10 protein-coding genes are annotated in these 11,173 nt (G+C 74.1%); 7 read left to right on the plus strand and 3 right to left on the minus strand.

Annotated elements, in window-relative coordinates; translation table 11 throughout:
• Nucleotides 1–8 precede the first annotated feature (8 nt).
• Complete coding sequence (locus tag ACFYOJ_RS30570) at nt 9–767, plus strand: hypothetical protein (RefSeq protein WP_356556476.1); 759 nt, start codon at nt 9–11, stop codon at nt 765–767.
• A 112-nt stretch (nt 768–879) separates the two neighbouring features.
• Here the strand turns inward: ACFYOJ_RS30570 and ACFYOJ_RS30575 are convergent, their stop codons facing one another.
• Nucleotides 880–3,276: a helix-hairpin-helix domain-containing protein gene (locus ACFYOJ_RS30575; RefSeq protein ID WP_356556475.1), complete on the minus strand. Its 2,397-nt coding sequence runs from the start codon at nt 3,274–3,276 to the stop codon at nt 880–882.
• On the minus strand, nt 3,273–4,259 hold the full coding sequence (locus ACFYOJ_RS30580; protein ID WP_356556474.1) for an aldo/keto reductase: 987 nt from the start codon (nt 4,257–4,259) through the stop codon (nt 3,273–3,275). Before ACFYOJ_RS30580 ends, ACFYOJ_RS30575 begins: the two co-directional genes overlap by 4 nt.
• Nucleotides 4,260–4,370: 111 nt before the next feature.
• Here ACFYOJ_RS30580 and ACFYOJ_RS30585 point away from each other — a divergent pair, with 111 nt between their 5' ends.
• The gene (locus tag ACFYOJ_RS30585; protein WP_356556473.1) at nt 4,371–5,426 is read left to right on the plus strand and encodes an LLM class F420-dependent oxidoreductase; all 1,056 of its coding nucleotides are present in this window, start codon (nt 4,371–4,373) and stop codon (nt 5,424–5,426) included.
• Between the two features lie 253 nt (nt 5,427–5,679).
• Nucleotides 5,680–6,468: a ferritin-like domain-containing protein gene (locus ACFYOJ_RS30590; RefSeq protein ID WP_356556472.1), complete on the plus strand. Its 789-nt coding sequence runs from the start codon at nt 5,680–5,682 to the stop codon at nt 6,466–6,468.
• 26 nt (nt 6,469–6,494) lie between these two features.
• Here ACFYOJ_RS30590 and corA read toward each other — a convergent pair whose 3' ends face one another.
• Complete coding sequence (gene corA, locus ACFYOJ_RS30595; protein WP_356556471.1) at nt 6,495–7,490, minus strand: magnesium/cobalt transporter CorA; 996 nt, start codon at nt 7,488–7,490, stop codon at nt 6,495–6,497.
• A gap of 61 nt (nt 7,491–7,551) precedes the next feature.
• Between corA and ACFYOJ_RS30600 the strand changes: the two genes are divergently transcribed.
• From ACFYOJ_RS30600 to mshC, 4 genes are all read left to right on the plus strand, one after another.
• Nucleotides 7,552–8,238, plus strand: a complete 687-nt coding sequence (locus ACFYOJ_RS30600) for a histidine phosphatase family protein (protein WP_356556470.1) — start codon at nt 7,552–7,554, stop codon at nt 8,236–8,238.
• A gap of 84 nt (nt 8,239–8,322) precedes the next feature.
• A complete protein-coding gene (locus tag ACFYOJ_RS30605; protein WP_356556469.1) occupies nt 8,323–8,913 on the plus strand; it encodes a DUF3090 domain-containing protein in 591 nt (196 codons plus the stop codon).
• Nucleotides 8,877–9,707, plus strand: coding sequence for an SCO1664 family protein (locus ACFYOJ_RS30610; protein ID WP_356556468.1), 831 nt, complete (start codon nt 8,877–8,879; stop codon nt 9,705–9,707). The genes ACFYOJ_RS30605 and ACFYOJ_RS30610 overlap by 37 nt, the downstream gene beginning before the upstream one ends.
• A 103-nt stretch (nt 9,708–9,810) precedes the next feature.
• Nucleotides 9,811–11,040, plus strand: coding sequence for a cysteine--1-D-myo-inosityl 2-amino-2-deoxy-alpha-D-glucopyranoside ligase (gene mshC / locus ACFYOJ_RS30615; RefSeq protein ID WP_356556467.1), 1,230 nt, complete (start codon nt 9,811–9,813; stop codon nt 11,038–11,040).
• Nucleotides 11,041–11,173: the final 133 nt, after the last annotated feature.

The following is an 11,173-nucleotide window of genomic DNA, read 5'->3' on the forward strand; positions in this document are numbered from 1 at the left end:
TCTGCACTATGTCTGATGCTGCGCAGCCCACCGCTGCCGAGGTACGCGCCGCCGCCGAGGCGGTCAAGACCGCGCTCGACCGCCACCTGGCCGCGGTCGAACGCCGGTCGGGCGAGGACGACCCGGCCGTCTACGAAGCGTTCAACCAGCTGGCCGCGGCCGCGGAGACGTACGACGAACTGCTCTACGACCGTTACGACGAGGTGACGCCCTTCGAGATCCCCGGCGCCGACGACACGCTGCCGCCCTACAAGGGCCCCGAGGAACCGCACGCGCTGAGCGTGCTGATCCGCCGGGACTACGAAGTGGCGGAACCGCAGCGGCTGATGGCGCAGGCGCGGCGGATCGAGGCGGCGGACGACGAGGCCGGGGTGGGAGGTGACGCATCCGCCACGGTCCACGGGGCGCTCGGCATCCTGTTCGGCGAGTTCGAGGCGGACGAGATCGCCTCCCGGCACAAGGAGTTCGGTCTCGAGGAGGGCGACTCCACGCTCTGGGTGACGGCCGCGGACGAGATCGCCGAACCGGGCGAGTGGCTGGAGGCGCCGTTCGACCAGGTCGATCCGCAGCAGGTGGTCTGCCGCTTCGACGTCAGTGCGGTCTTCGACGACGAGTTCGACGACGACACGGACGACGAAGACGAAGTGGAGGTGACGGAGCTGGAGGAGGACCTCGACAGCGAATCGGACGAGGATCCGGCACCGGACGGAGAAGAGGAGGACGGGGAAGAGGACGGCGAGCCACGGCGGTCGCGGGCGCACCGCTGACCCGAGCGGGACACGAGGAAACGGGCGGCGGTCACAGGCAGGTACCCATGACCGCCGCCCCGCCGTGACCGCCTGCCCCGGCGGACGCAGGGCGGGCCGGGGTGGGCCGGGGTCAGCCGCTCACCGGGACCTGCGGAGCGAGCAGTGCCGGCAGCCGGGTGGTACGCGGCTTCGCCGGCACCTCGGCGACGGCACGGGGCAGCGCCTGGTCCACACCGTGCACCACGGACAGATGACGGGCGGCCCGCCCGAACGCCGTGTAGACCCACGGGCGGCTCAGCGCCTGCGCGGCGTCCCCGGGCAGGACCACGACCACCGCCGGCCACCGGCCGCCCACGGCCTGGTGCGCGGTCAGCGCCCATCCGTGCCGTACGGAACGCTCCACCCGGTCCTTCGGCACGACGACGGTCCCGCCCGCGCACGACAGGTGCAGTCCGTCGGCGTCGGCCTTCACCACGCGGCCCGGCAGCGTACGGCCCGGCGCCGGGGTGTGGACGACACGGTCGCCGGGGTCGAAACCGCCGAAGCGGCCCGGGCCCGGGTTCAGCCGTTCCTTCAGGGCGGCGTTGAGCACCCGTGTGCCCGCCGCGCCGCCGTGGCCCGGCGTGATCACCTGGGTCTCCTCGGCGGGGACGCCGATCGCGCGCGGCACCGAGTCCACGACGAGCTGCACGGTCCGGTGCACGGCCTCGCCCGCGTCCCGCACGGGCACGATCACGACCTCCTTGCCGGGCGCCTCCACCTGCGCCAGCTCACCGATGCCGATGCCGGAGACCAGCTCGCCCAAGGGGCCCGGATCCGGGCGCCGCGACGCGATCTGGGGACAGATCCGCGCCGCCAGCAGGTCCGCGAAGACCCGCCCCGGGCCCACGGACCACAGCACCCCGGGATCACCGGACAGCACCAGCCGCCCGCCGTCGGGCATCGACTCGGCCAGCAGGGCCCCCGCCTCCACATCCACCTGCGGCGCGTCCAGCACGACCAGCAGATCGAGGTCCAGCGCACCGTCCGCGTCCCGCCCGGGCCCCTCGGCCCCGGACAGCAGCCCGGCCACGGTGACGACGCGGAGAGCGCCGGCCGTCTGCCCGTCGGGGACACCGGGGCCCGGCGCGGGGGAGTCCGGGTGCGGCGTGGCCGACGCGGTGGCCTGGCCGGCCTGCAGGGCGGCGAAACGGTCCCTGCCGAGCGGGCCGTGGGCGGCGGCCCAGGCCCGCAGCCCGAGGCCGTGCGCCGCCCGCAGCAGCGCCGCGGGCTCGGCCAGGGACGCCTCCCCGCCGGTGTGCAGCACCAGCGCGTGGTCCGCGACGGCGCGGATCAGGTCGGCCGCGGCGCCCGGGGCAGCGGCGGCGGCCCGCTCCCAGTCGGCCGCCGCACCGCCCTGCTTCGGCACCGAGACGACCAGCCGGGCCAGTCCGTCGGCGAGGCTCTCCTCGGCGAGCGCGTACCGCTCCAGGCCGACCAGGATCCGTACCGGTCGTTCCTCGGCCTCGTCCGGCCCCGCCCCCTCCGCGACCGCGCCGCCCGTACGGTCCGGAGCGGTGCCGGTCTCCTCCAGGGCGTCCTGGAAGGCCAGGGCCTCGCCCTCGGCGAGGGCGTTCTGCACGGCCGCGTCGGGATCCGGAACGCCCCGATGGGCCAGCGCGGCCGTGAGCCGCGGCAGCTCCAGCGCCGTGTGACCGGTCAGGGCCGCCTGCTCCAGCAGCCAGACGGTGACGGCGCGTCCCCGTCGTTCGTCGTCCGGGCCGCACTCCGCGCCGAGCAGCGCCCGCGCGAAGCCGTCGGCCTGCTCCGGCCGCACCCCGGTGACCCGGAGCAGCTGCCAGGGATCCGCGCGCAGAGCCTCGTCCGCCGCCTCGCCGAGGAGCGCGGCGGCCTGCGGGGCGAGCGCCTCGGGGGCACCGCCCTCGGCCAGGACACGGCTCACGGCCCGCACGGTCTCCGGAGCGGGACCGGCCGGCGCGGCGGCGGGACCGGCCGGCTCCGGGCGGGGGCGCCGTACCGGCTCGGGGCCGGGGTGCGGGGGAGCGGCGGGCCGGGGCTCGGCGAAGACCGTCGCCGGCGGCTTCTCGCCGCTCTCCACGGCGCGCACGGCGGCCAGCAGCTCGGCCGCGGTGCCGCTGAGCTTGGTCCCGCTGGTGATCGGTGCCTGCTTCTCGGCCTTCCGCCGCTCGATCCGCTCCCGCTCGAGTCGCTGGGCGGCCAGCTCGGCCTCGGCCTCGGACATGCGGACCGCCGCACCGTCCCCGGCTTCGCCGGACTCCGCCTCGCCAGGGGCGGCGGCACCCCCGGCATCGTCCGGCTCCTGCTCCTGCGGCTCCCCGGCCGCGTCGGCCGCGTCCCCCACGGGCCCGGCGGCGCTTTCCCCGGCCCCGTCGGACCCCGGTCCCCGTGGCACCCCGGCCGCGGCGCCTCCGGGCCCGGTCTCCTCCGCGGCGCCCGCGCCCGGTGTCCCCGGCCCGGTGTCCACGGCCTCCGTGGGGTCCTCAGGGGATGCGGGCTCCGTGCTCACAGCGTGCTCCAGTCGTGATCGGGATAGCGGTGCACCGGCGCCGACACGTCGTCGAGCGCCCGGCAGATCTCGTCAGGAAGACTAAGGGTCTCCACTGACAGCGCCGCCGTGAGCTGCTGCGCGTTGCGCGCGCCGACGATCGGCGCGACCACGCCGGGCCGGTCCCGGACCCAGGCGAGCGCCACCTGGAGCGGGGTCACCGCGAGCCCGTCGGCCGCCGTCGCCACCGCGTCCACGATGTGACCGGCCGTGTCGTCGAGGTAGGGGGCGACGAACCCGGCCAGATGGTCGGAGGCGCCCCGCGAGCCGGCCGGCACGGCGTCCCTGCGGTACTTGCCGGTGAGCACCCCGCGGCCCAGCGGCGACGAGGGCAGCAGGCCGATGCCCAGGTCCAGGGCGGCCGGCAGCACCTCGCGCTCCACGCCGCGCTGCAGCAGCGAGTACTCCATCTGCGTGCTCGCCAGCCGGTTCCGCACGCCCGGCGCGGCCAGCTGCCAGGTCGCCGCCTTGGCCAGCTGCCAGCCGCAGAAGTTCGACACGCCCGCGTACCGGGCCCGGCCGCTGCTCACCGCCACGTCGAGCGCGTGCAGCGTCTCCTCCAGCGGCGTGTGCGGGTCGAAGGCGTGCAGGTGCCACACGTCGACGTGGTCCGTGCCGAGCCGGGCCAGCGAGGCGTCCAGCGCGGACAGCAGGTGGGCCCGCGACCCGTCGAAGCGGCGGTCGGGATCCGGCACGCTGCCCGCCTTGGTGGAGATCACCAGGTCCCGGCGCGGCACCAGGCCCTCCATGAGCCGGCCCAGCAGGTACTCGGCCTCCCCGTCCCCGTACACGTCCGCCGTGTCGACGAGGGTGCCGCCCGCTTCCCAGAAGGTCTTCAAGAGGCCGGCGGCGTCATGCTCGTCGGTGTCCCGGCCCCATGTCAGGGTGCCGAGACCGATGCGGGACACGCGCAGGCCGGTGCGGCCGAGATGCCTCTGCTCCATGAACGCCGACATTACTGGCCACGGCTTGCGCCGTGGGGGCCTGTGGACAACCGGAAGCGCGCGCTAAGGTCGGGCGCAACAGACGTTACTGATCGGTAAGGGGAATCGGCCATGCAGCTCGGTATCAACCTCGGCTACTGGGGTGCCGGAATGGACGCGGACAACCTGGCCGTCGCCCAGGAGGCCGACCGGCTCGGCTACGCCGTCTGCTGGGCCGCCGAGGCCTACGGCTCCGACGCGGCCACCGTGCTCACCTGGGTGGCCGCCCACACCGAGCGCATCGACGTGGGCTCGGCCATCTTCCAGATCCCGGCCCGCCAGCCCGCGATGACCGCGATGACGGCGGCCACCCTCGACTCCCTCTCCGGCGGCCGCTTCCGCCTCGGCCTCGGCGTCTCCGGACCGCAGGTCTCCGAGGGCTGGTACGGCGTGAAGTTCGACAAACCGCTGGCCCGCACCCGCGAGTACGTCGAGATCGTGCGCAAGGCCATGTCCCGCGAGCGCCTCACCCACGACGGGGAGCACTGGACGCTGCCGCTGCCCGGCGGCCCCGGCAAGCCGATCAAGCTGACCGTGCACCCGCAGCGCGAGCACATCCCGCTGTACATCGCCGCGATCGGCCCGAAGAACCTGGAGCAGACCGGCGAGATCGCCGACGGCGCCCTGCTGATCTTCCCCTCCGCCGACCACCTGGAGGAGACCGCGGTCCGGCACCTGCGCGCCGGACGCGAGAAGGCCGGCAAGACCCTCGAGGGCTTCGACATCGTCCCCACCCTCCCGCTCGCCCTCGGCGACGACAAGGACGTCACCACGCTCGCCGACACCTTCCGCCCCTACACCGCCCTGTACGTCGGCGGCATGGGCAGCCGCAAGCAGAACTTCTACAACCAGCTCGCCCGGCGCATGGGCTACGAGCGGGAGGCCGCCGAGATCCAGGACAAGTACCTGTCCGGCGACAAGCAGGGCGCCGCCGCGGCCGTACCGCACGATCTGATCGACCGCACGACCCTGCTCGGCAGCGTCGACCGGATCGCGGACCGGATGAAGGCCTACGCCGCCGCCGGTGTCACCACGCTGACGCTGGCCCCCGCCGGTTTCACACTGGACGAGCGGCTCGCCTCGCTCCGCGCGGGCACGGAGGCCCTGGAGCGCGCCGGACTCGCCTGAGGCGCACGCCCGTCCCTGAGGTCTGCGGCCGTGGTGGGGGCTCGGGGGGTCTTCCCCGCCACGGCCGTCACGGGGAACAACGCGCCCGCGCGCATGAGGTTACGCCCTGCCGCTTCCCCGTCGTCCTTCGTTCGGCGGACCCGCCCCGCGCACCTGTTGCCGCGCCCCCCGCCCCGCAGTTGACTCGTTCCTCGCGGAGACCGCGGAGACCGCGGAACCAGTGGGAGACCGCGCCGGCGGAGAGGTGACAGCGATGCTTTCGGCCAAGAGCCTGTTCCAGGAGATCGTCGACGACGACGAGGCGTTCCGTCTCTTCTGCTCCATCGCGGCCAGCGGTGAGTCGCAGGGCGGCTGGGAGAACGCGCGTATCGCGGCGCTGGTACCGGAGAGCGAACGCGCCCTCGCCCCCAAGATCACCCGGCACGGCGCGGACGAGGACAAGCACGGGCGGATCTTCGGCGCCCTGCTGAGGAAGCGCGGCCTCGAACCCGTCGACGTGCCCCCCGACACCGACTACACCATGCTCCTGGAGCGGCGCGGCATCGGCCTCGCCCACGAGAAGCTCAAGGCCGACCGGCCCCTCACCCAGCGGGACGTCATCACCTACCTCGCGCACAGCAGGGTCACCGAGCAGCGCGCCGCCGAACAGATGGCGCTGCTCCTGAAGCACTTCGCGGACCACCCCGACCTGGGCCGGGCCGTACGCATGATCTCCGCCGACGAGGACAACCACCTCGCCTACTCCCATGAGGAACTGCTGCGTTTCGCCGCCGCCGGACACGGCCGGTACATCCGGCGGACCCTGCGCGAGTGCGCGCTCGCCGAGATCCGCGTCCACCGGGACGTCAGCCTCGCGGTGATGGCCCGCATGGGCCGCATCCTCGGCTGGTCACGGGCGAGGTCGGCGGTGCTCGCGGCGGGCATCCACGCGATGTACGCCTGGGAACGGCTGGCCGGCTGGCGCCGCATGGTGACGCTGCGGACGCCCGAGCGGCGCGACGCGCTCGGCGGCCCCGCGGCCCCGGCGCCCGGAATCGCCTGAGGCACCGGAACCCCCGGATCCGGCCCCTACAGCCAGCCCCGGCGCTTGAAGGTCCGGAACAGCAGCACCTCCAGCACCACCATCAGCACGATCACCGCCGGATAGCCCCACACCCAGCGCAGCTCCGGCATGTGCGCGAAGTTCATGCCGTAGATCCCCGCGAGCATCGTGGGGACCGCGGCCATGGCCGCCCACGCGGAGATCTTCCGCATGTCGTCGTTCTGCCGGACGCCCGTCTGCGCCAGGTGGGCCGACAGGACGTCCGAGACCAGCCGGTCCAGCCCCTCCACCGACTCGTTCACGCGCGTGAGGTGGTCGTTGACGTCCCGGAAGAAGGGCCGCGCTCGGTCGTCCACGAACGGCACCCCGGCACCGAACACCCCCGTCCCGGCCAGGCGGGCCAGCGGCGGCGCGAGCGGTCCGGTCGCGCGGCGGAACTCCAGGATCTGCCGCTTGAAGGTGTAGATGCGCGACGCCGTGTGCCGCGATCCGCCGCCCTCCGGCGAGAAGACCTCCGCCTCCAGCTCCTCCAGGTCGTTCTGCAGCTCGACCGCGACCTCCAGATAGTGGTCGACGGTGGCGTCGGCTATCGCGTACAGCACCGAGGTGGGGCCCTTCCCGAGCAGTTCGGGCTCGTGCTCCAGCCGCTGCCGCACGGCCTTCAGCGGGGACCCCTCGCCGTGCCGGACGACGACCACGAACGCGTCGCCCAGGAAGATCATGAGCTCCCCGGTGGAGACGGCGTCGCTCTCCGGCTCGTACACCACCGGCTTCAGAACGGCGAAGAGCGAGTCCTCGTACACCTCCAGCTTGGGCCGCTGGTGGGCCTTCAGAGCGTCCTCCACGGCCAGCGGATGCAGCCCGAACTCCTGGGTGACCAGGTCGAACTCCTCCTCCGTCGGCTCGTACAGCCCGATCCACACGAAGCCGCCCGCCTCCCGCGCCTCGCCGAGCGCGTCGGAGAAGTCCTCGGGGCCGTCCGTCCGGTGGCCGTCCCGGTAGATGGCACAGTCGACGATCACCGAACGCGTCCTCTCCTCGCCCCGGCGCCCTCGCGCCGCGTCGTACGCCTACCCTGTCCGCATGCCCACGCTGATCCTGGTCAGGCACGGACGTTCCACCGCCAACACCGAGGGGCTGCTCGCCGGCTGGACGCCCGGCGTCGCCCTCGACGAACGCGGGGCCGCACAGGCCGCCGCGCTGCCCGGCCGGCTCGCCGGCCTGCCGCTCGCCGAGGTCGTCGCGAGCCCGCTGCAGCGCTGTCAGGAGACGGTCCGGCCCCTGCTCGACGCCCGGCCCGGACTGCGGGCGCACACCGACGAGCGGATCGGGGAGTGCCACTACGGCGACTGGTCCGGCCGCAAACTCGCCGAGCTGAAGGACGAACCCCTGATGGAGGTGGTGCAGACGCACCCCTCCGCGGCGGCGTTCCCCGGCGGCGAGTCGATGCGCGCCATGCAGACCCGCGCCGCCGAGGCGGTACGCGAGTGGAACGCGCGCGTGGAGCGCGACCACGGCGCCGACGCCGTCTACCTCATGTGCTCCCACGGCGACATCATCAAGTCCCTCGTCGCGGACGCGCTCGGCCTCCACCTCGACCTCTTCCAGCGCATCCAGGCCGAGCCCTGCTCCGTCACCGCGATCCGCTACACCCGGCTGCGGCCCTACCTCCTGCGCCTCGGCGACACCGGCGACCTCTCCTCCCTGGCGCCGCACGAGACCCCCGCGGAGGGGGACGCACCGGTCGGTGGCGGTGCGGGCGCACCGTGATCGTCGCCCGCAGTAGGGTGAGGCGACCGCAGAACCGCCCCCTTCCCGAATTCCCGCTTCCCCGACTTCCCATGGAGACAGGACGTGTCCCGTCAGGTGTTCCTCTACGACCGACCGGATCGCTTCGTGGCCGGCACGGTCGGACTGCCCGGACGCCGTACGTTCTTCCTCCAGGCCGTCGCCGGCTCCCGGGTGACCAGCGTGGCCCTGGAGAAGACCCAGGTGGCCGCGCTCGCCGAACGCATGGACGAGCTCCTCGACGAGGTCGTACGGCGTAGCGGCGGCAGCACCGTCGTCCCCGCCGTGGCCCCCACCGACAACGCCGACACGGCGCCGCTGGAGACCCCCGTCGAGGAGGAGTTCCGGGTCGGCACCATGGCGCTCGCCTGGGACGGCGAGGACCAGTGCATGATCGTCGAGGCGCAGGCCCTCGTGGAGCTGGACGTCGAGTCCGAGGAGGAGCTCGCGGAGGCCGAGGAGAGACTTCTGCAGGACGAGGAGAACGGCCCCCCGATGCTCCGGGTCCGCCTCACCGGCGCGCAGGCCAGGGCCTTCGCCAAGCGCGCCCTCGACGTCGTCAACGCCGGGCGGCCGCCGTGCCCGCTGTGCAGCCTCCCGCTCGACCCGGAAGGACACGTATGTCCGCGCCAGAACGGATACCGCCGCGGAGCGTGACCCCCGGCGCGGCGGCCGCCGAGCTGCTCGCCCGGGGCGAGCTGACCGTGCGCGGCCGCATCCGTGAGGCCTCCAACGCGGCGCTGTACTGCACGGTGACGCACGAGGGGCGCGAGGCGGCCTGCGTCTACAAACCCGTGGCGGGGGAGCGCCCCCTGTGGGACTTCCCCGACGGCAGCCTCGCCCGGCGCGAGGCCGCCGCGTACGAGGTCTCCGAGGCGACCGGCTGGGGCCTCGTGCCGCCCACCGTGCTGCGCGACGGCCCGTACGGCGAGGGCATGGTCCAGCTGTGGATCGACGCCGTACCGGAGACGGAGCTGCTCGCCCTGGTGGAGGACGAGGAACCCGGCCCCGGCTGGAAGGCGGTCGCCCTCGCCGAGGTCGGCGAGGGACGCACCGCGCTGCTCGTGCACGCGGACGACGAGCGGCTGCGCCGCCTCGCCGTGCTGGACGCCGTGATCAACAACGCCGACCGCAAGGGCGGACACCTGCTGCCCGCGCCCGGGGAACGGCTCTACGGCATCGACCACGGGGTGACCTTCCACACCGAGGACAAGCTGCGCACCCTCCTGTGGGGCTGGGCGGGCGAGCCGCTGACCGCCGAGGCCCTGGCGGTGCTCGACGCCCTCCAGGAGGCCCTGAAGGACGGCGCGCCCCTCGCCGCCCGGCTCGGCGCACTGCTCACCCCCGCGGAAGTGGACGCCACCCGCGCGCGGGTCGGCGCGCTCCTGTCGTCCGGGAAGCATCCGGAGCCGAGCGGGGAGTGGCCGGCCATCCCCTGGCCGCCCGTGTAGGCGCCGGACCCGCACGACGGCCGGTGACGCGCAAGAGCGCCTCACCGGCCATCCGTCCCGGTCCGGTTCGTGCACGGAACATCCGTCCGGTTAGGCTCATGTCATGCATGCCTGGCCCGCTTCCGAGGTCCCCGCCCTGCCTGGTCAGGGCCGCGACCTGAGGATCCACGACACCGCGACCGGCGGCCTCGTCACCCTCACCCCCGGTCCCGTCGCCCGTCTCTACGTCTGCGGCATCACCCCGTACGACGCCACCCACATGGGGCACGCGGCGACCTACAACGCGTTCGACCTCGTGCAGCGCGTGTGGCTCGACAACAAGCGGCAGGTCCACTACGTCCAGAACGTCACCGACGTCGACGACCCCCTCCTGGAACGGGCCGAGCGGGACGGCGTCGACTGGACCGCCCTCGCCGAGAAGGAGACCGCTCTCTTCCGCGAGGACATGACCGCCCTGCGCATGCTCCCGCCCCGGCACTACATAGGCGCGGTCGAGGCCATACCCGGCATCGTCCCGCTCGTCGAACGGCTGCGCGACGCCGGCGCGGCCTACGAGCTCGAGGGCGACATCTACTTCTCCGTCGAGTCCGACCCCCACTTCGGCGGCGTCTCCCGTCTCGACGCGGACGCCATGCGGCTGCTGTCGGCCGAGCGGGGCGGCGACCCGGACCGCCCGGGCAAGAAGAACCCGCTCGACCCGATGCTGTGGATGGCCGCCCGCGAGGGTGAGCCCAGCTGGGACGGCGGCTCCCTCGGCCGCGGACGCCCCGGCTGGCACATCGAGTGCGTCGCCATCGCCCTCGACCACCTCGGCATGGGCTTCGACGTCCAGGGCGGCGGCTCCGACCTCGTCTTCCCGCACCACGAGATGGGCGCCTCGCACGCCCAGGTCCTCACCGGCGAGTTCCCCATGGCCAAGGCGTACGTCCACGCCGGCATGGTCGGTCTCGACGGCGAGAAGATGTCGAAGTCCAAGGGCAACCTCGTCTTCGTCTCGCAGCTGCGCCGCGAGGGCGTCGACCCCGCCGCCGTCCGGCTCACGCTGCTCGCCCACCACTACCGCGGCGACTGGGAGTGGACCGACCAGGTGCTGCGGGACGCCGTCGACCGGCTGGAGCGGTGGCGCGCCGCCGTCTCCCGGCCCGACGGCCCGCCCGCCGAGGCGCTCGTCGAGGAGATCCGCGAGGCCCTCGCGAACGACCTGGACTCCCCGGCGGCGCTCGCCGCGGTCGACCGCTGGGCCGCGCTCCAGCAGGAGACCGGCGGCACGGACACCGGAGCGCCCGGCGTCGTCTCCCGCGCCGTCGACGCGCTGCTGGGCGTCGCGCTGTAGCGGCCCGTACGGACACGAACGGAGAGGGGGGGGGGGGGGGGGGGGGGGGGGCCCCCCCCCCGCGCCCCCCCGAAAAAAAAACAAAAAAAAAAAAAAAAGCCCCCCCCCCACCCCGCCGGGGGGGCGGGGGGCG

The organism is Streptomyces sp. NPDC006384, from assembly GCF_042870695.1.
Classification (GTDB): Bacteria; Actinomycetota; Actinomycetes; order Streptomycetales; family Streptomycetaceae; genus Streptomyces.

Excerpts from the sequence above, each read along its gene's own strand:
- ACFYOJ_RS30570 (WP_356556476.1), top strand. The coding sequence starts at position 9 with ATGTCTGATGCTGCGCAGCCCACCGCTGCCGAGGTACGCGCCGCCGCC.
- ACFYOJ_RS30580 (WP_356556474.1), bottom strand. The coding sequence starts at position 4,259 with ATGGAGCAGAGGCATCTCGGCCGCACCGGCCTGCGCGTGTCCCGCATC.
- ACFYOJ_RS30585 (WP_356556473.1), top strand. The coding sequence starts at position 4,371 with ATGCAGCTCGGTATCAACCTCGGCTACTGGGGTGCCGGAATGGACGCG.
- ACFYOJ_RS30590 (WP_356556472.1), top strand. The coding sequence starts at position 5,680 with ATGCTTTCGGCCAAGAGCCTGTTCCAGGAGATCGTCGACGACGACGAG.
- ACFYOJ_RS30600 (WP_356556470.1), top strand. The coding sequence starts at position 7,552 with ATGCCCACGCTGATCCTGGTCAGGCACGGACGTTCCACCGCCAACACC.
- ACFYOJ_RS30610 (WP_356556468.1), top strand. The coding sequence starts at position 8,877 with ATGTCCGCGCCAGAACGGATACCGCCGCGGAGCGTGACCCCCGGCGCG.
- mshC (WP_356556467.1), top strand. The coding sequence starts at position 9,811 with ATGCATGCCTGGCCCGCTTCCGAGGTCCCCGCCCTGCCTGGTCAGGGC.